At 71.7% G+C, this 19,280-nt stretch carries 16 protein-coding genes and 1 riboswitch; of the genes, 6 read left to right on the top strand and 10 right to left on the bottom strand.

All coding sequences use genetic code 11. From position 1 onward, the window contains the following. Positions 1–21: 21 nt before the first annotated feature. The gene (locus ACFYX0_RS01680; protein WP_311701475.1) at positions 22–384 is read right to left on the bottom strand and encodes a helix-turn-helix domain-containing protein; all 363 of its coding nucleotides are present in this window, start codon (positions 382–384) and stop codon (positions 22–24) included. A gap of 177 nt (positions 385–561) precedes the next feature. Between ACFYX0_RS01680 and ACFYX0_RS01685 the strand changes: the two genes are divergently transcribed. Next, complete coding sequence (locus ACFYX0_RS01685) at positions 562–1,416, top strand: SDR family oxidoreductase (RefSeq protein WP_388965132.1); 855 nt, start codon at positions 562–564, stop codon at positions 1,414–1,416. A 140-nt stretch (positions 1,417–1,556) separates the two neighbouring features. After that, a complete protein-coding gene (gene rarD / locus ACFYX0_RS01690; RefSeq protein WP_355908473.1) occupies positions 1,557–2,573 on the top strand; it encodes an EamA family transporter RarD in 1,017 nt (338 codons plus the stop codon). 151 nt (positions 2,574–2,724) lie between these two features. Here the strand turns inward: rarD and ACFYX0_RS01695 are convergent, their stop codons facing one another. From ACFYX0_RS01695 to ACFYX0_RS01715, 5 genes are all read right to left on the bottom strand, one after another. Further along, entirely contained in the window at positions 2,725–4,095 is a 1,371-nt protein-coding gene (locus ACFYX0_RS01695) for a tetratricopeptide repeat protein (RefSeq protein WP_388965135.1), read from the bottom strand. A gap of 357 nt (positions 4,096–4,452) precedes the next feature. Beyond that, the gene (locus tag ACFYX0_RS01700; protein ID WP_311701280.1) at positions 4,453–5,349 is read right to left on the bottom strand and encodes an ABC transporter permease; all 897 of its coding nucleotides are present in this window, start codon (positions 5,347–5,349) and stop codon (positions 4,453–4,455) included. After that, positions 5,336–6,358 (bottom strand): ABC transporter ATP-binding protein, encoded by a 1,023-nt coding sequence (locus ACFYX0_RS01705; protein WP_388965138.1) that lies wholly within the window; start codon positions 6,356–6,358, stop codon positions 5,336–5,338. Before ACFYX0_RS01705 ends, ACFYX0_RS01700 begins: the two co-directional genes overlap by 14 nt. 47 nt (positions 6,359–6,405) lie before the next feature. Continuing rightward, positions 6,406–7,683, bottom strand: a complete 1,278-nt coding sequence (locus tag ACFYX0_RS01710; RefSeq protein WP_388965140.1) for an outer membrane lipoprotein carrier protein LolA — start codon at positions 7,681–7,683, stop codon at positions 6,406–6,408. Between the two features lie 367 nt (positions 7,684–8,050). Beyond that, positions 8,051–9,061 carry a polyprenyl synthetase family protein gene (locus ACFYX0_RS01715; protein WP_311701277.1) on the bottom strand — a complete coding sequence of 337 codons (1,011 nt, stop codon included), beginning with the start codon at positions 9,059–9,061 and terminating at the stop codon, positions 8,051–8,053. Positions 9,062–9,887: 826 nt separating this feature from the next. Continuing rightward, positions 9,888–10,088, top strand: a riboswitch (cyclic di-AMP (ydaO/yuaA leader). Between the two features lie 4 nt (positions 10,089–10,092). Here ACFYX0_RS01715 and ACFYX0_RS01720 point away from each other — a divergent pair. After that, a complete protein-coding gene (locus tag ACFYX0_RS01720; protein WP_355908491.1) occupies positions 10,093–10,602 on the top strand; it encodes a transglycosylase SLT domain-containing protein in 510 nt (169 codons plus the stop codon). A 61-nt stretch (positions 10,603–10,663) separates the two neighbouring features. Here ACFYX0_RS01720 and ACFYX0_RS01725 read toward each other — a convergent pair whose 3' ends face one another. The 3 genes from ACFYX0_RS01725 to ACFYX0_RS01735 all read right to left on the bottom strand — a co-directional run bounded on the left by ACFYX0_RS01725 (position 10,664) and on the right by ACFYX0_RS01735 (position 14,652). After that, complete coding sequence (locus ACFYX0_RS01725; protein WP_355908494.1) at positions 10,664–11,530, bottom strand: HAD family hydrolase; 867 nt, start codon at positions 11,528–11,530, stop codon at positions 10,664–10,666. A gap of 572 nt (positions 11,531–12,102) precedes the next feature. Beyond that, the gene (locus tag ACFYX0_RS01730; protein ID WP_388965143.1) at positions 12,103–13,305 is read right to left on the bottom strand and encodes an FAD-dependent oxidoreductase; all 1,203 of its coding nucleotides are present in this window, start codon (positions 13,303–13,305) and stop codon (positions 12,103–12,105) included. Between the two features lie 84 nt (positions 13,306–13,389). Further along, positions 13,390–14,652, bottom strand: coding sequence for an ATP-grasp domain-containing protein (locus tag ACFYX0_RS01735; RefSeq protein WP_388965146.1), 1,263 nt, complete (start codon positions 14,650–14,652; stop codon positions 13,390–13,392). A 223-nt stretch (positions 14,653–14,875) separates the two neighbouring features. Here ACFYX0_RS01735 and fahA point away from each other — a divergent pair, with 223 nt between their 5' ends. Continuing rightward, entirely contained in the window at positions 14,876–16,090 is a 1,215-nt protein-coding gene (gene fahA / locus ACFYX0_RS01740) for a fumarylacetoacetase (RefSeq protein WP_388965149.1), read from the top strand. Between the two features lie 358 nt (positions 16,091–16,448). Here fahA and ACFYX0_RS01745 read toward each other — a convergent pair whose 3' ends face one another. Continuing rightward, positions 16,449–16,955: an ATP-binding protein gene (locus ACFYX0_RS01745; protein ID WP_388965151.1), complete on the bottom strand. Its 507-nt coding sequence runs from the start codon at positions 16,953–16,955 to the stop codon at positions 16,449–16,451. Between the two features lie 256 nt (positions 16,956–17,211). Here ACFYX0_RS01745 and ACFYX0_RS01750 point away from each other — a divergent pair, with 256 nt between their 5' ends. Next, positions 17,212–17,934: a TetR/AcrR family transcriptional regulator gene (locus ACFYX0_RS01750; RefSeq protein WP_388965154.1), complete on the top strand. Its 723-nt coding sequence runs from the start codon at positions 17,212–17,214 to the stop codon at positions 17,932–17,934. 10 nt (positions 17,935–17,944) lie between these two features. Continuing rightward, positions 17,945–19,093 carry an FAD-dependent oxidoreductase gene (locus tag ACFYX0_RS01755; RefSeq protein WP_388965157.1) on the top strand — a complete coding sequence of 383 codons (1,149 nt, stop codon included), beginning with the start codon at positions 17,945–17,947 and terminating at the stop codon, positions 19,091–19,093. Positions 19,094–19,280: the final 187 nt, after the last annotated feature.

Below are 19,280 nucleotides of genomic sequence, written 5' to 3' on the forward strand. Positions count from 1 at the left end.
AAGAGCCGGAAGAGAGCGGTTCTACGAGGCCTGGGCGCTCCGCGTCCGGGCCTCGTCGTATGTGTGGCGGGCGCGCTCGACGTCGGGCATCCGCTGCTCCGTCCACAGTGCCAGCGCACGCACCTGGTCGGCCGCCTCGCGGCCCAGGTCGGTCAGGGAGTAGTCGACCCTCGGCGGGATCACCGGCTTGGCGTCGCGGTGCACCAGGCCGTCCCGTTCCAGGGTCTGCAGGGTCTGGGTGAGCATCTTCTCGCTGACGCGGCCGACCCGGCCGATCGCCCGGCGCAGCTCGCTGAAGCGGTAGGGGCGGTCGAGCAGCTCGATCAGCACGAGGACACCCCAGCGGCTGGTGACGTGCTCCAGGACGATCCGGTAGGGGCACATCGCGGCGTCGGCGTCCGTCGCACGGACTGCCGGGGCGGCTGCACGGACTGCCGGGGCGCCGGAGGGGCGTGAAGCACTTACCGTCATACCAGTACCTTACTTCGAAGTGGGTACTTTCCAACAGTTAGTGCCCCTCCTAGGGTGAGTGTCAGACCCACCCCACAAGGAGATCCCGTCATGAGCATTGTCGTCACCGGAGCCACCGGACACCTCGGCCGCCACGTGGTGGAGCAGCTGCTGGAGAAGGTTCCGGCCGGCCAGATCACCGCCGTCGTACGCACCCCGGAGAAGGCCGCCGGCTTCGCGGACCGCGGTGTGCGGATCGCGGTCGCCGACTACAACGCCCCCGAGACCTTCGGCGGCCTCTTCGCGGCCGGCGACAAGGTGCTGCTGATCTCCGGGAACGAGTTCGACAAGGGCCGGGTCGGCCAGCACCAGGTCGTCCTCGAAGCCGCCAAGGCCGCCGGCGTGGCCCTGTTCGCCTACACCAGCGCCCCCGGCAGCCTGACCGCCGCCCTGGCCGACGACCACCGGGCCACCGAGCAGCTGATCGTCGAGTCGGGCGTGCCGTATGCGCTGCTGCGCAACGGCTGGTACCACGAGAACTACACCGAGAACCTGGCCCCCGTCCTGGAGCACGGTGCGGTCGTCCAGGCCGCCGGTGAGGGCCGGGTCGCGTCCGCCTCCCGCGCCGACTACGCGGCCGCCGCCGTCGCGGTGCTGACCGGCGAGGGCCACGAGAACGCCACCTACGAGCTGAGCGGCGACACTGCATGGGGCTTCGCCGAGTACGCCGCCGAGCTGAGCCGGCAGACTGGCAAGGAGATCGCCTACAACGCCGTCCCGCTGGACGTCTACAGCGGCATCCTGACCGGCGCCGGACTGCCCGGGCCCCTCGCCGCGATCCTGGCCGGCGTGGACGTCGCCATCGAGAAGGGCGAGCTGGCCGTCACCACCGGCGACCTCTCCCGGCTGGCCGGCCGCCCGACCGCCCCGTTCACCGAGTCGATCACGGCCGCGCTCAAGGGCTGACACCGCCTCGGCAGGCTCCTGATCACCACGGCCCCCCGCCTGTCATGACCGTATGGCGATACGGGTATGACGGGCGGGGGTCCTCGCGTTACCTTCTTGGATGCTGCACAGGAGCAGCCGAGAGCGAGTGAGGAGGGCCCGTGGCCGAGAAGTCGACGGGCGAGCGGCGGACAGGTCTGCTGAACGGCTTCGCGGCGTACGGGATGTGGGGGCTCGTCCCCCTCTTCTGGCCGCTGCTGAAACCCGCCGGGGCGATGGAGATCCTCGCCCATCGCATGGTGTGGTCGCTGGCCCTGGTCGCCCTGGCGCTGCTGGTGATGCGGCGCTGGGCCTGGGCGGGCGAGCTGCTGCGGCAGCCCCGCAAGCTGGCGTTGATCACGGTGGCGGCGGCGGTCATCACCGTCAACTGGGGCGTGTACATATGGGCCGTGAACAGCGGCCATGTGGTGGAGGCCTCGCTCGGCTACTTCATCAACCCGCTCGTCACCATCGCGATGGGCGTGCTGCTTCTGAAGGAACGGCTGCGGCCCGTCCAGTGGGCGGCGGTCGCGGTCGGCTTCACCGCCGTGGTCGTGCTGACGATCGGGTACGGCCGTCCGCCGTGGATCTCCCTCTGTCTCGCTTTCTCCTTCGCCACGTACGGGCTGGTCAAGAAGAAGATCGGCCTGGGCGGCATCGAGTCGCTGGCCGCGGAGACCGCCGTGCAGTTCGTGCCCGCGCTGGTCTATCTGCTGTGGCTGTCGGCGCAGGGCCGGGCGACGTTCGCCTCCCACGGCGCCGGGCACGCGACGCTGCTCGCCGCCACCGGGGTGGTCACCGCGCTTCCCCTCGTCTGCTTCGGCGCCGCCGCGATCCGGGTGCCGCTGTCCACGCTCGGTCTGCTGCAGTACCTGGCGCCTGTCTTCCAGTTCCTGCTGGGCATCTTCTACTTCCATGAGGCGATGCCGCCCGAGCGGTGGGCGGGCTTCGCGCTGGTCTGGGTCGCGCTGGCACTGCTGACCGGGGACGCGCTGCGCACGGCCCGCGCGGCGGCGCGCGCGCTCAAGGGCCGCTCCGTGGTGGCGGGCTCCGTCCCCACCGTCTCCGGGACTGTGAGCGCGCCGCGGAACCCGGACGGTGTGGCGGCCGGCCCCGATCCGGTGGACGCCACGTCGTAGTACGGGGCGGTCGGCTCCTGCCGGGGCCCGAGGCCGGACGGGGTTCCGCGCGGCTCAGTACGGGTCCCGTCGACCGACGAGTGCCGTGGACGGCGGTTGCGTCACCGGGCGGACCCAAGGCTGCGGGTCCGAGGGCCCACGACCCCTCGGGTCACTGGACGCCGACGGGTGCCTCGCCGGTGGCGGCGCGGGCGCGCTCGGACAGCCGGCCCATACGGGTGCGGGCGCGTTCCAGTTGCTCGAGGTCGCGCGCGGCGGGGCCCGGTCCGGCGGCGAGTTCGCTCCACACCTCGATGAGGTCGCGGCCTAGGTCCAGGCCCTGGTACGGATCACGGACGGCACGCCAGGCGGCCGCCGCGCTCTGCACATTGCCGTACGCGCCGCGCGCGTCGCACTGACGACGGCGGACCCGGGCGAGGTCGAGCGAGAGGCGGAACGAGCGCAGCGGCTCGTCGGCGAGGTAGGCGACGTAGGCGGAGAGTTCGCGCAGGCGCAGCACATCGGGGTGGTCGGCGCCGAGGGTCCCGGAGGCCTCGGCCAGGGTCCGCTCGGCCGTCTCGGAGGCCTCCGTGATCCGGCCCTCCTTCACGGCCTCGTTGATCCGGGCCAGGGGCCCGGCCAGGGGCCCGGCCATGTCCGCGTCGGGCGCGAGCACCGCCTCGGCGACGGAGTCGAACTCGCGTACCGGCGGCTCCACGGGCGCCTCCTCGTCCCCGGTGACGGGAACGGCCGGCGGAGCCGGGACGGGGGCGGGCTGCCACTCGGGCGCGGAGTGCGAGTCGAGACCGGACCCGAAGTCGGGCTCCGGCGTCTGCGGATCGTCCGGCTCGGTCGCGGGCGCCGGCCACACGGGAGCGGTCACCGGCGGAAGCCCGAGAGCCCCCGCCGAGGAGCCGAAGGCCCCCGCCGGGGAGCCGAAAGTTCCTGTCGGGGCGCTGAAGATCCCTGTCGGAGGCCCGAAGGTTCCGGTCGGGGGCTGGACCGTCCCCGGAACCACGCCCTCAGCCCTCGGCCACACCTGGGCCGGTCCTGACGTCGCCGTGATCAGCGGCTCCTGCTCGGGCGCCGCTTGCACCATGCAGGTCGCGACGGCGGCTCCGGGGCGCTCCGGTACGTCCCCCGCGGTGGCCGCGTCGGCCGGGCAAGCGGACGTGTCGGGCGTGTCCAGCTGCCTCGGCTCCCCCGTGAACTCGCTCGATCCGTCGACCAGGACCCGGACCGACACCACGTACCCGATCCGCTCGTCACGGACGGCCGCGAGGACAGGGTGGCCCGCGGTGAGGGCGAGCCGGTGGAGGTGGTTCAGGACGGCCTGCTGGACCGACTCCCCCGGTGCCGCGACCACCGGCATCCCGCCGACGGTCGCCCCGATCCCGATCCCGGTCCCGGCATCGGGAGCCCCGTCCCGCGCGCCCACCGGCACATGGACCTCGATCGGCGTCATCCCGGACTCCGTTCCCTCCATGGACGCGGCCACGGCGGCGGAGCTTCCCCGCTCGGGTTCGCGGCTGAGTCGAGACATCGTTCCCCTCACTCGGGTCGGCCGGTCGAGAAAAGGGCGGCGGTGGGGGTGCCCGCGACGACGAGCACACGGCAGGCAAGCGTACGCGGACCGGGCGGGGTCCGGTGTCCTCTGCGTCCCGTACCCGTCGTACGTGCCCTGAGTGCCGTACGCGTCATCCTGCCCCTCCTCACCCGGGCCCGGCCACGATGTCCGATCGGCCTATGTGAAGTCTGCGGCCGCCATGCCCTTCCGGCGTCACCGCAGCGTCACAGGCCTGTCCCAGGATCCGACCCGCCCCTTGCGGAGTGGGGCCTCGACGGTTTCAACGGCTTCGACGGCTTCGACGCCCTGAACGGGTGAGCGGGGTAGACGCCCTCAGGCAGTGATGTCCTTCGTCGTGAAGCGCGCCCACGCCGCCGAGCCGAAGACCGCCACGTACAGGGCCTGGAGGCCGAGGTTGCGGGTCAGATCGTCCCAGTAGACCGGGTCGCGCATGAGGTCCGCGAAGGACATCCAGTAGTGCGGGAAGAAGTACGGCTGCAGTGCGTGCAGTTGGGGGATCTGGTCGAGGATCTGCACGGTGATCACCAGACCGACCGTGGTCGCCATGGCCGCGATTCCGCTGTCGGTGAGGGTGGAGACGAACAGCCCCAGGGCCGCGAGCCCGGTCAGGGACGCGGCGACGGCCAGCGCGATGAGCAGGGCGCGGCCGAGGCCGTCGGCGAAGTCGATACGGGTGCCCGAGATCGTCGTCAGGTCGCCCAGCGGGAAGAGCAGGGCGCCCACGGCGAGCGCCGAGAGCGCGACGACGAGGGTGGCGAGCAGACAGAAGGCCATCGTGGTGGCGTACTTGACGAGGAGGAGGCGGGTGCGGCCCGCGGGGGCGACCAGGAGATAGCGCAGGGTGCCGGAGTTGGCCTCCCCCGCGATCGCGTCGCCCGCGACCACACCGACCGCCATCGGCAGGAAGAACGGGAGCGTCACGGCGAGCGCGGTGAAGACCAGGAACAGGCCGTTGTTGGTGATCTGCGCGATGAACGCGGGGCCGCCCTCACCGCCTCGTCCGCCGGCACCGGGACCGTCGCCGGTCTCCACCTTCACGGCGATCCCGACCAGGATCGGTACGGCCGCGAGTACGGCCAGCAGCGCGAGCGTACGCCAGCGCCGAAGGGTGGTCACCAGCTCACTGCGCAGCAGTCCGAGGGACCACAACGGGTTGCGTTCCCGCGCGACCAGGGTCCGGTCCGGCCCCGTCCACTCAGCCTGCGACATCGAATCCCTCTCCCGTCAGCGCCACGAACGCGTCCTCCAGGGAGGCCCGTTCGACGCCGAAGCCGCGGACGCGGACTCCGGCGGTGACCAGTGCGGTGTTCACGTCCGCCGGTTCGCCCTCCGGGGGATCCGCCGTGACCCGGCCGTCCCCCACGACCACGTCGGCGACGCCCTGTTCCTTCAGGACGCGGGCCGCCTCCGTCATGTCCGGGGTGGTGACGACAAGACGTCCGCGCGCCCCGGCCGCCAGGTCCGCCACCGCGCCCTGCGCGATCAGCCGGCCCTGCGCCATCACGGCGGCGTGCGTGCAGACCTGTTCGATCTCGTCGAGCAGATGGGAGGAGAGGAAGACGGTCGTGCCCTCGGACGCCAGTTCCCTGACGAGGGAGCGGATCTCCCGCATGCCCTGCGGGTCGAGGCCGTTGGTCGGCTCGTCCAGGACGAGAAGGCGGCGGGGCTGGAGCAGGGCGGCCGCGAGGCCCAGGCGCTGCTTCATCCCCAGGGAGTACGCCCTGGCCTTCTTGCCAGCCGCCGCCGAGAGGCCCACCCGGTCCAGCGCGGTCCCGACCCGGGCACGCCGGGTGCGCGGGTCGGCGGTGGGGTCGGCTGAGTCGTAGCGCAGGAGGTTGCCGCGGCCGGAGAGGAAGCCGTAGAGCGCCGGGCCCTCGATGAGGGCGCCGACGTGCGGGAGCACGGCGCGCGAGGCGCGGGGCATGGGCCGCCCCAGCACGCGCGCCGTGCCCGAGGTGGGCTCGATCAGGCCCATCAGCATGCGGATGGTGGTGGTCTTGCCCGAGCCGTTCGGCCCGAGGAAGCCGAAGACGCTGCCCGCCGGGACGGTCAGATCGAGTCCGTCCACGGCGAGCTGCCCGCCGCGGTAGCGCTTGGTGAGGGCACGCGTGGCGATGACCGGGGCCTCCTCGGCCTCGGGGGCCTCCTGGGAGCCCGGGTCGCTCACCGTCGCCCCGGAGCCGTGCGACTCCCCTTCCCCGGCGGGCAGTTCCTCCATGGACTCTCCTGCTCCCCTGCTCCAGCCATCCGTGCCGCGCGGGGGGACTACTTCCCCGCGTCGGCCGCCTTCACCAGCGCGTCCTTGGTGACCGCGCCCACGTACACCTTGCCGTTGTCCGTGATCAGGGCGTTGACCAGGCGGGTCGAGAAGACCGTGCCCGAGCCGAACTTGCCCTTGACGTGGTCGCCCAGGGAGCCCAGGAAACCGGCGACCGCGCCGCCCTTGGACGCGTCGCCCTTGGACGAGGTGCCCGAGGGCACGCCGCCCTTGCTGCCCGAGTCGAGGACGTAGATGGAGTTCCAGCCCTCGCCGATGGTCTTCGGCTCGGTGCCGGGCACCGCCTTCTCGGAGCCGCGCGCCGCCTTCCAGTCGCCGTGCGCCGACTTCTCGGTGCCGTGGGACGGCGCCCTGCCCTCGTCCTTCAGGTCGTCGCCCTGGGTGACCTTGGTGCCCTTGGGCGGCGTGAAGGTGAACGCCGACGCGGCCGGCTTGCTGAACGACACCTCGGTGAAGCCCGCGTCGACGACGGCCGCGCCGCCCGACGCCGGGGTCAGGGTGAACTTCAGCGGCAGTCCCGTCTTCGCGTCGACCGCGATGCTGATGGCACCGACCGTCGTACCCGACTGCTTGGGCCGGATGAGCAGCTTGTACGCGTCGCGGCCCGCGACCTGCGCGGTGCCGTCGACCGTGACCGACGTCGTCTTGTCGGCGGCCTTGAGGGCCTCCTCGGCCATGTCCTTCGGCGTGGCCGGCATGTCCTCGGGCGCCGCCTTCGCGCCCTTGTGGTCGCCCGCGCCGGTCGCGTGGAAGGCCTCGTTGGACGCGCTGTCGTAGGTCCACACCTGGTCGCCGTTGCGGATGACGCTGTACTCGGCGGCCTTCTCCATGAGGGAGATCTTCTGCTTGTCCTGGCCGTCGGCGGCGACGCGCACGGTGTGCGTGCCGGTGGCCAGCTCCAGCAGCTTGGCGCTCGGGTCCGCGGCCGAGCCGCTCTTGCCGCCCGCGCCCTGCGAGAGTGCGCCCGAGGCGAGACTGCTCTCCAGGCCGCCCAGGTTGGGCAGGCCCAGGTCCGTGCTGATCTTCACCGTGCCGGACAGCTGCTGGACGTCCGACTTGGCGATCTTCTCGATGAGCTGCTGGGCGCTGATCTTCGGCAGATCCGGGTCACCGGATCCGGCGAACGCCGGGACGAGCCCGATGGTCGCGGCCGCCACTCCCACCACCGCGACCGGGACGACGTACCGTGCGGCGGTGCGCCGCCCGTCGCGTACGTCCTCGGCCTCGCCGGCGGGCGTGCTGCCGTCGGATTCGTACGGTGCCATGTGTGCCTTACCTCCGTCGTCGGCGGCGGCCTACCATCTGTGCCCTGGTCCACCCCTGTGCCGCCATTCTCACCCGAACTCCTTTGAGGTGGTGTCCCCCATCTGACCAAATCGGCCCGGCAGAAGCGTCAGCCCGCGGGCTCAACTCCGCGTAATCCTGGGGTATGACATCGGGGAGACGGCACCTGCCCCGACCCGTAGGGGTTCTACGGGGAGGGGCGCCGGCCGGGCGGTTTCGGGTACGGGTACGGGTACGGGTACGGAACTGATCTCGGCCTGGACCCGATCCAACCCCGGGGCCCGGGTCATACGGCTCCCACGACGAGTGGACCCGAAGGTCCCCTGCGAGGGTGACACGCGGGCGGTGTCAGCCCGCCCGGTGCACCACCGCGTCACACAGCTCCATCAGGGCCGCCTTCGCACCGCACTCCGGCAGCGGGGCCAGACCCGAGCGGGCGTCCTCCACATAGCGGACCGTGTCGCGGCGCGCCTGCTCCAGGGCCGGGTGTGCGCGCAGCCGGGCGAGGGCCTCGGCGTGCCGGGCGTCGTCGGTGAGGTCGGAGTCCAGCAGCTCGCACAGGGCGATGTCCTCCGCCAGCCCCATGCGCTCCGCGCGCTCGCGCAGACGCAGCACCGGGAGGGTGGGGATGCCCTCGCGCAGGTCCGTGCCGGGCGTCTTCCCGGACTCGTGCGAGTCGGAGGCGATGTCCAGGACGTCGTCGGCCAGCTGGAACGCCACGCCCAGCCGCTCGCCGTACTGCGTGAGCACGTCCACGACCGTCTCGTCGGCGCCCGACATCATCGCCCCGAAGCGGCATGCCACCGCGACCAGCGAGCCGGTCTTGCCGCCGAGGACGTCGAGATAGTGCTCCACGGGGTCACGGCCGTCCCGCGGACCCGCCGTCTCCAGGATCTGACCGGTGACCAGGCGTTCGAACGCCTCCGCCTGGATCCGGACCGCCTCCGGGCCGAGATCGGCCAGGATGTGCGACGCCCGCGCGAACAGGAAGTCACCCGTGAGGACCGCCACCGAGTTGCCCCAGCGGGTGTTCGCGCTGTCCACCCCGCGCCGCACCTCGGCCTCGTCCATCACATCGTCGTGGTAGAGGGTGGCGAGATGGGTCAGCTCCACGACCACGGCCGAGGGCACGATCCCGGGCGCGTACGGATCGCCGAACTGTGCCGCGAGCATCACGAGCAGCGGCCGGAACCGCTTCCCACCCGCACGCACCAAGTGCTGCGCGGCCCCCGTGATGAAGGGCACCTCACTCTTGGTGGCCTCGAGCAGCCCTTCCTCGACAGCCGCCAATCCGGCCTGGACATCGGCTTCCAGAGCCTGGTCCCGCACGCTCAGCCCGAACGGCCCGACGACGGTCACGTGGGGTCTCCTGTCTGCTGACGTCTGCTGACGCTCACACGGTCGGTCTCAAGGACGGTCACTTGGTCGATGACGCCGTTCGTCGACGTGACTTGTCGAGTTTGTCGATCTGTCGCCGCCATCACTCAAGTCAGCGTATCCGGTCACGTTTCGATCACCACGAGCGCCCACTGTTCCAGGCCGGGCGGTATCGGATCACGAACGGTATGTTCTTGATCATCTGATACGAACAGACATTCGCTGACATAAGCGAAAAGCACCTTTTACGTCATGAATCGCACCATTTGCCCACTGGGCTCGCGGGCGCCGGGCACCCCTCCACTCTCCTCGCGCATCACCACCCCGCCCCCCGGAGCACCCCTTTTCAGCCACCGGATGCCCCCTGCGACTCCCCCGCACTCCCAGCAACTCCACTACACCCACCCGCCCGCGTACGCCGCACGCGCCGACCGGAGGCTCACCCCTCCCAGCCGGGCGAATCCCGAGAACACCCCTTGCCGACAAGGGAGTCCAGGCCGCACGAGCAGCCCCGACCCACTCGAGGCGCCCGAGCCGGACCGCATGAGGCCTGGTCGTTTTGTCCGAATTAAGCACTTATGCAATGAAGTGCCGGTGGCGATCACGGGAGTGGCAGTGAAATAGCTCACATGCTCGACATGCGCGTCACCGCGAACGTTCCGCCAACTCCGGCTTTGCTAATAGCAACTTGAGCCTGGCTCAACAATCCGGATCACCGATCTTATTCCCGCACTTCAAGGTCAATACGGATGGAGTGCGACTTGAAGGCTTGTTTCCGACATGTGCTATCGCATACCTTCCCCTCGATCCGAGCGGAACGCCGAATCCTGCCACCACTCGGAAGCCCTTCGACCCATGACGGCAGGAGCGGGGGACCCAGGTAAGCCGCCGGTCCGGCCACCACACCGGAACGGCTAGGGGTGAAACCGTGGCCTCGGCATCGAGGACACAGCCGGGCACCTCCCCGCCCGAACCCGACAGCTCACCTCGCAGGCGCAGGAGAGGAACGCGACATGTCCGCTTTCGCACTGCCCGCACGCCGTCGGGACCGTGGCTCCAAGGCCGCCCGTCTCACCCGTGCCCTCGCAATCGCGGGGACGGGTGCCGCCCTTCTCGCCCTGCCGGTCATGGGAGCGACCGCCGCTTCCGCCGCGCCCGGCAAGCCGGGGAACGTCACCTCCGTCACCGTCGTGAAGACCCGAGGCACCACCCTCGACAGCTGGATCCGTCAGTCGCTGGATGTCATGGCCCAGCACGGTATCCCCGGCACGTACAACGGCATCTACCGCAACGTGATGCGCGAGTCGTCCGGCAACCCGAGAGCCATCAACCTCTGGGACTCCAACGCCCGCAAGGGAATCCCCTCCAAGGGCCTGCTCCAGATCATCGACCCGACCTTCGCCGCGTACCACGTGCCCGGCACGTCGTTCGATCCCTACGACCCGGTGGCCAACATCACGGCCGCGTGCAACTACGCCGCCCACCGGTACGGCTCGATCGACAACGTCAACAGTGCCTACTAGGAGGCCTGTCGGTCGCCTGCCGGTAGGAACCTGACACCCCACCGGTGGGCCCGGCAGCCGATCAGTAGGCCTGGTAATAGCCGGCGGGGCGCCGGCCGGCGCTGTCGGCCGGCGGCCGGTGACCGGCGAAGATTCGTTCGAGGACGACGGCGATGCCGTCGTCCTCGTTCGACGTGGTGATCTCGTCCGCCACAGCCTTGAGTTCGGGGTGGGCGTTGGCCATCGCCACCCCGTGCGCGGCCCAGTCGAACATCGGGATGTCATTGGGCATGTCGCCGAAGGCGATGGTCTCCGACGGCCCCAGCCCCAGATGGCCGGCCGCCAGCGCGAGCCCCGTCGCCTTGGTGATGCCGCACGGCTGGAGCTCGACGGTGCCCGGCCCGGACATGGTGACCGTCGCCAGGGAGCCCACCGCCGCGCGGGCCGCCGTCGCCAACTCGTCGTCCGACAGGGCGTGATGGCGCAGCAGCACCTTGCTGATCGGCTCGCACCACAGGTCGTCGCGCCGCTCGACCCGTACCGCGGGCAGGGTGGGATGCGGCATCCGGTAGCCGGGTTCGATGAGCGTGAGCCCGTCCACCCCGTCCTGGTCCACCGCCGCGTACACCTGCCCCACCTCGGCCTCGATCTTGCCGAGTGCGGTCTCGGCCAACTCCCGGTCCAGGGTGACGGAGAACAGCAGCCGGTTCGTACCGGCGTCGTAGACCTGCGCGCCCTGCCCGCACACCGCGAGCCCCGTGCTGCCGAGGTCGTCGAGCAGCGGCCGCACCCTGGGCGCCGGGCGCCCTGTCACGACCAGGTGCTGTGCGCCTGCCGCGGAGGCCCGCGCCAGCGCGGCCCTTGACCGGTCGGAGAGCGTGTCGTCGTGACGCAACAGCGTTCCGTCCAGGTCAGTGGCGATGAGTGAATATGCGAGCGGTGCGGCCATGATCAGAGAATACGGATGGAACGCCCCAGCGACTCGGCGCGAACCGGACGACGTCCGGTATCCCGTGCCCACCGAACTCCCGTAACACGGAACCGGAGTTGCCCAGCCCTGTCCGGAACACGACCACACCCTGCCCCGGCACGCCCCGCCCCGGTACTGGCCCCGCCCTTCGGCCCCGGGACCGCACCGCAGACCCACCCGGCGCGCGGCAGCACCACGCGCGGCCGGTGCACGCATCGGGCGCTCAGGCGCCCGCGTCCAACAGCCGGCGCCCCAGCGCACGAACGGCCACCCGGAGTGCGTACGGCCGCACGACGCGGAACGGCGGGTAGGACGAACCGGTGTCCTGGAACCGCCGGTCGCGGGTGACGAGACCACACCCTGGTGGGTCCCTGGAGCGGCAGTGCGGGAGTACGTCTCCCGTGCGGGACTCCTCCGAGGAGTTGTACGCGCTGTGGTGGCAGACGATGGCGCGTTCTCGTGCGCCCGCACCACGCCGACGGGTTGGGGCGTGGCGATGCCACCCCCCAGCCCGTCGTCCGTCGATCCCCGGCCGGCCCGGCCTCGCGCCCTCAGCCGTGCACCGCGGCCAGGTGTTTCGCCAGCCGGGGCGAGGCGAACTCCGTGCCGCACACGAAGCGCATCACCGGGCCGTACGAGGACGCCGCGGGCAGGCCCGTGAAGTACAGGCCCGGCACGGAGGACACATAGCCCGCGCCGAGCCTCGGCGTGCCCCGGCTCACCGCAAGTTGCGTGCGCAGCTCGTGGCCCAGGAAATCCATCGCAGCGATGTCCACGCGGTAGCCGGTGGCGGCGATCACATGGTCCGCGGTGAGTTCCTCCGTGCGCCCCGCGTGCGTCCGGATCGTCAGAACGGGGCTGCCGTCCGACGCAGAGGCGCCGACCACCCGGGCAACCTCACGCACCTGCACCTTGCTCTGGAAGCGGTCGCGCAGCCACCACGCGCCGAGCGGGCCGAGAACCCGGCGCACCAGGTAGTGACGGGTCTGGTCCGGGAGGAACCGGTAGGGCTGCGGGTAGTAGCTCAACGCCCACAGGGACCAGGCACGCCCGAACGGCGATTCGGGACGGAGCCTCGGCTGCTCCCAGGGGGGCGCGCCGAAGGCCACCCTGCCCTCGCCCCGCGAGATCACCCGCACCCGGGCGCCCGCCTCGGCCGCGAGCGCGGCCGTCTCCAGGGCGGACTGCCCCGCGCCGATGACCACCAACTCCTTGCCGGAGAACCGGGTCAGGTCATGGTGCTGGGAGCTGTGGGAGACCGGTCCCGCGGGGGTGGGGCCGTCCACCGCGGCGGCGGCCAGCTCCGGCGGGAGGTGGGCGAGGCCCGACAGACCGGTGGCCACCACGACCGCCCGCGCCGCGAACTGCTCGCCCGAGTCCAGCTTCAGGTCGAAACCGCCGCCCGGACGGCGGTCCACGGAGACGACCCTGACCCGCTCCAGCTCGGGCACCAGCTTCTCCTGGAACCACTCACCGTAGCCGATGAACGCCTCGACCGGGATGATGTCCTCGTCGGTCACCAGCCGGGGTATGCCCGCCGCGTCGCAGTAGTCGACCAGGGTGTGACCGCTCTGGGGGGCGTCGATGTTCGAGGCGACCGGGGTCGACTTCAGGAGCATGCCCTCGGGCATGTGGTCGCGCCAGCTCACCATGGGCTCACCGAAGACGCGTACCGGGATACCCCGCGCCCTCAGATGGGCGGCGGTGGACAGGCCGAACGGCCCGGCGCCGATGACTGCTACCGGTTGAATCACGAAGTCCCTCCCCAGGACGCGACATGCCTACTTCGTGGTGGAGCAGTACGCACCAGGGCGTGCTGGTGCGGTGATTCGTACGCGCTAACGCGTACCGGTGGTGGAACCGCGGCGGTTGGTCCGCCACAGCTGATACAGATGCTTCGCGCCCGGCCGTACGAAGCGTGCGAGCATCGTGAAGAACGGCCGCGGGTCGTCACCCGCGAACCAGGCCAGCTCCGTGCCGCTGGCGCGGGCCGGTGCGTGCGGCGTGGTGTAGCCGCTGCGCCGGTAGGCCAGCAGGGCCGCCAGGTCGATGTTCTCCACGACGTACCGATGGCCGGCGCGCTGTTCCCCCTCCGGAACCGTACGGCCGGTCAGGTCCAGGTGCATGGCGCGGACGACGTCCACCCCCGCCTCGTTCTCGAAGAGGCGGAACTGGGCGCCCATGCGCGGGTTGAAGTCGAGCAGTTTGTAACGGCCGTCGCGGCGGTCGAAGCGCAGGTCCAGATCGACGATGCCGGTGAAGCCGATCTGCTTGATGAAACGTGCCGCGAGGTCGGCGAGTTCCGGGTTGTCGACGACGTAGGCGTTCGCCGTCATGCCCGCGTGCGGCGGCCAGGAGCGGACCTTGACGCCGGTGAACAGCGCGAGCGGGGCGGAGTCCTGGCCGAAGTACGCGTGCACGATCCAGTCCTCGGCCTCCTCCCGCGGCAGATACTCCTGGAGGATCACGCCCGGGCGCTCACCCCAGTCGCGGGCCAGCGTGAGCAGCCCCTCAGGAGTGGTGATCTTGGTCGTCCCGTTCACGGCGGGCCGCTCGCGGCGGACGAACGCCTCACGGTTCTTGGCCACGAGCGGGAAGCGGGCCTTCTCGGCGAACCGCACGATGTCGTCGTACGACTGCGGGAAGGCCGCCTGCGGGCTCGGGATGCCGTGTTCCACACACAGCTCGTGCAGGCCCTGCTTGCTGGCGAGACGGCGCGGAAGCTTGGCATCCACTTTCGGGAAGAGGAAGGGACCGCCGAGCACGTCCTGATGCTCGGCGATCAGGACGGCGGCCTCCTCGTCCGTGGGAACGAGCACGGTCGGCCGTCCGATACGACGCCCGATGCGCAGCAGGCCCTCCACGAGCTGCTCCGGTTCCTCCGTCCCGGAGGTCGGCCACACGAAGGCGCGCCGCAGATAGCGGGAGACCGCGGCCGGCGTGTAACGGTCCTCGGTGATGGCGTACATCGGTATGCCCAGCCGCCCCAGGCTGCGGATGGCACCCACGCCACCGTGGTGCAGTGGATAGCCGCCAAACTTCACGATGAGCCCGGGCACCTCACGGTCCGCGTCGAACGGCGCGCCGGTGCTCCTGGCCACGGGTCCCCCCACGTGTCCCCCCTACGGACCGGACCCACCCCGTCCGTGTCCCCAAAGGACGCTAAGCCGGAATTGGACGCTCCGACAAGGCCTATTCGGACATTGTGAACTCTTTAGACCCTGCCCAAGACAGGGAACTCACCCGTAACGTGTGCGACGACCACATGGAACGCACCCCCAAGGCACGACACAGCTGACGTGCACGAAAGCGAGGCAGCATCCCATGCCCCCCTTCGACGTCCCCGAGGGCGACCCCTTCGGACCGCACAACCTCCCCTACGGCGTGTTCTCGTCGGTCGGCTCCGCCGAACGGAGGGTCGGCGTCCGGCTGGGCGACCACGTGCTCGACGCGGGCGCCGCCGCCGAGGCGCTCGGCTCCCCGTACGCCCCCCTGTTGTCAGGGCCCTCGCTGGGCCCCCTGCTGGCCGCCGGCCGCACCGCCTGGTCGGACGTGCGCCGGGCGCTGACGGCGTGGGTGACGGTGCCCGCGCACCGGGAGACCCTCGAGCCCCTGATGCTCCCGCTCTCCGAGGTGACCCTGCACCTGCCGTTCGAGGTCGCGGACTACGTCGACTTCTACGCCTCCGAGAACCACGCCCGTAACGTCGGCCGGATCTTCCGCCCGGACGCGGCGGACTCCCTGACCCCCAACTGGAAGCACCTGCCGATCGGCTACCACGGCCGGGCGGGAACCGTCGTGGTGTCCGGCACGGACGTCGTACGCCCCCAGGGACAGCGCAAGGCGCCCACGGACCCGGAGCCGGTCTTCGGCCCCTCGGTCCGCCTGGACATCGAGGCGGAGGTGGGATTCGTGGTGGGCGTGCCGTCGCAGCTCGGCCGGCCGGTCCCGCTGTCGGACTTCCGCGACCACGTGTTCGGGCTCTGCCTCCTCAACGACTGGTCGGCGCGGGACATCCAGGCCTGGGAGTACGTGCCGCTCGGCCCCTTCCTCGGCAAGTCGTTCGCCACCTCCGTCTCCGCCTGGATCACCCCTCTGGACGCCCTGGAGGACGCCCGGGTCGCACCCCCCGAGCGCACGCACCCGCTGCTGCCGTACCTGGACGACGGGCAGGACGAACCCGGCGGCTACGACCTGCGCATCTCCGTTGCGATCAACGGCCATGTGGTCTCCGAGCCGCCGTTCTCGACCATGTACTGGACGGCGGCCCAGCAACTGGCGCACATGACGGTGAACGGGGCGCCGCTGCGGACGGGCGACCTCTACGGCTCGGGCACCGTGAGCGGCGAGACCGAGGGCGAGCGCGGCTCCCTGCTCGAACTGACCTGGAACGGGCGCGATCCGCTCGAACTCCCGGACGGCAAGCGAACGTTCCTGGAGGACGGAGACGTGGTCACCATGACCGCCTGGGCTCCGGGACCGCACGGGACCCGGGTGGGGCTGGGGGAGGTTACGGGCCGGGTGGTACCCAGCACCTGAGCCACCCCGGGGGGGCCCTCCCCCCCCGGCCCCCTCCCTCCCCCTCTCCCCCGCCCCACAACGCCTTGAGCCGTACCTCTTGCCCCGGCCCCCACGGCACCCCTCTCAGGGGTTCACGGGCCGTGGGGGCGGGGCCCGCCCCCCCCCCCCCCCCCCCCCCCCCCCCCCCGGCCCCCCCCCCCCCCCCCCCCCCCCCCCCCCCCCCCCCCCCCCCCCCCCCCCCCCAACCCCCCCCCCCCCCCCCCCCCCCCCCCCCGGCGGGGGGCGGGGGGGGGGGGGGGGGGCCCCCCCCCCCCCCCCCCCACCCCGTTGCAACTGAAAAGGCAGAGCGCGCCAGGACCGCTGCGGACGAGACCCGTCACAGCGCGGACCCCGGGCGCGCTCCTGTCGTTCGGTCTCTGACCAGACACAGCCACCCCGGCACGTCCACCTCGGCCCGCACCGTCTTGCCCGGTGGCGGGTCCCGGTCCAGCACCTCCCATCGGGCGGCGAACGCGTCGACGAGGAGGAACCCGCGGCCCCCTTCCGCCAGCGGCGCCGGGGACGTTGTGCCGCCGGGCCTCGGTGGGCGGGGCGGTCCGCTGCGGGTGTCGCTGACCTCGATGCGGACGCTGCCCGTGACGAGGGAGAGCCGCAGCTCGAAGTCCCGCCCGGGCACCCGGCCGTGGGTCACCGCGTTGGCGGCGAGTTCGGCCACGATCACGGCGGCGGCGTCGGAGGTCTCGGTGCCGTGCGGGATACCCCAGGTGTGCAGCTGGTGCAGGGCGAGGTGCCGGGCATGGCGTGCGCCGCGCGTGGTGGCGCTGAAGCGCTGGGAGAACACACTTACGGTAACCGGGCGTTGGGGGCTTGAAGGTGCGGTCATGCGCTCAATCTGACGGCCTAGAAGGGTGTTTCACCAGGTCGACGCCGCGTACACAGGACAGCGCACGCGCTTACATCCTGAAATGTACCCGTGACAGCCCGTTACCATGTGCGGCGAAGGGCCGCCGAACGGTGGTCGACGGCGCGAGGGGAGCGCGGGACACCGCACCCCTCGGCGGGCGCACACCCCCGTACGCGGTGACGAACATGTTCGTGACGTACTTGTTCGCGACGAACATGTTCGTTACGGTGAAGGCATGACAGCACAGCCCCCGGCCCCGCGCAGCCGCCGCGACCGCCCCGCCAAGCCGGCCCTCACCCGGGACGGCATCATCGACACCGCCGTCGCGCTGATGCGCGCCGAGGGCCTGGAACGGGTCACCATGCGACGGCTGGCGCAGGAGCTGGACACGGGTCCGGCGTCGCTGTACGTCTACGTCCGCAACACGGCGGAGCTGCACGCGGCCGTCCTCGACCGGCTGCTCGGCGAGGTGGATCTGTCCCCCGTGGGCACCCGAGGCGACTGGCGTGACCGGCTGGTCCGGCTGCTGACCTCGTACATCGATGTGCTCTTCGCCCACCCGGCGCTGGCCCGCGCGGCCCTGGTGGCCCGCCCCCACGGCGAGCACTACCTCGATCTGGTGGAGGCGATCCTCGCCCTGCTCGCCGAGGGAGAGGTGCCGCCCGGGCGGGCGTCATGGGGTCTCGACCTGCTGTTGCAGTTCGCGACGGCGAGTGCGGCCGAGCACTCCACCCAGGGCCAGGAGCCCGAGGCCCAGGAGGACTTCGACGCGCTGACCCGGGCCCTGCTGGGCGCCCGGCCCGAACGGCACCCGCAGATCGCCGCCCTGGGCACGGACTTGGTGTCCGGCCCCGGCGAGGCCCGTCTGGCCTGGGGGTTCCAGGTGCTGATCAGCGGCATCACGGCGGCACCCGAGCCGCCCACCACTTCGCGTACACCTCGTACGCCCGCTCCCTGAGGAGGCCGCCATGGCCACGGGAAAGACCGCACCCACCCACCACCCCGTCACCGTCGTCGGCGCCGGTCTCGGCGGTCTCGTCGCCGCACGGGTCCTGCATGTGCACGGCATCGAGGCGGCCGTCCACGAACGCGACGCCTCGCCCACCGCCCGTCCCCAGGGCGGCATGCTCGACCTGCATGAGGAGTCGGGGCAGGCCGCGCTGCGCGCCGCCGGGCTCTTCGAGGAGTTCCGGGCGATCGTCCACCCCGGCGGCGAGGAGTGCCGCGTCCTCGACCCGGACGGCACGGTCCGCTTCAAGGACACCGAGGAGACCGGCCGGCCCGAGGTCGACCGCAACGACCTGCGGCGCGTCCTGCTGGACTCGCTGCCCGAGGGCACGGTCCGCTGGGGCACGAAGGTGACCGGCGCGCGCCCCCTGGGCGACGGACGCCATGAGGTGACCCTCGCCGACGGCACCGCGTTCACCACGGACGTGCTGATCGGCGCGGACGGCGCCTGGTCCCGGATCCGCCCCCTGCTCTCTCCCGCCGTGCCCGCCTACGCCGGTGTGTCCTTCGTCGAGACGGACCTGCACGAGGCGGCCGTGCGGCATCCCGCGACGGCCGAGCTCCTGGGCGGCGGCATGATGTTCGCGCTCGCCGACGGCAAGGGATTCCTCACGCATCTGGAGACCGACGGCTCGATCCACGCGTATGTCGCGTTCAAGGTGCCCGAGGACTGGCTGGGGAAGCTCGACTTCACGCGCCCGGACGCGGTCAAGGAGGCGCTGCTCGCCCACTTCGAGGGCTGGGACGACCGGCTGCGCGCGCTGATCGCCGACGCGGAGGGCGCACTGACTCCGCGCCCGATCCACGCCCTCCCGATCGGCCACCGCTGGGCGCACACGCCGGGCGTGACGCTCCTCGGCGACGCGGCACACCTGATGTCGCCGTTCGCGGGCGAGGGGGCGAACGCCGCGTTGCAGGACGGCGCGGAACTCGCCACGGCCCTGGCGGCCCACCCGGACTCCTTCGGCACCGGTCTCCTCGCCTACGAACAGGCCCTGTTCCCGCGCGCGGAACACACCGCGGCCGACTCGGCCCAGGGCCTGGACCTCCTCTTCGGCCCGAACGCCACGGAGAACCTGGTGGCCATGATGAGCGGGCGGACGGAGTAGCCGAAGGAGCCGTACGGCCCTTCTCGTGCCGCGCGCGGGGCCGGAACGCCCCGCGCCCCCGCGACGGGCTGCCGCCCCGCCCTCACACGACGCCGCTCTCCAGCCCCATCCGGGCCGCCTCCGCGATGCCCGGTCCAGGGTTCGCCGTGCCCCGGCAGCACGAGGTCCGCGTCGAGGGTGCCCAGCG

Source organism: Streptomyces sp. NPDC002573 (assembly GCF_042889625.1).
Taxonomy (GTDB): domain Bacteria; phylum Actinomycetota; class Actinomycetes; order Streptomycetales; family Streptomycetaceae; genus Streptomyces; species Streptomyces gibsoniae.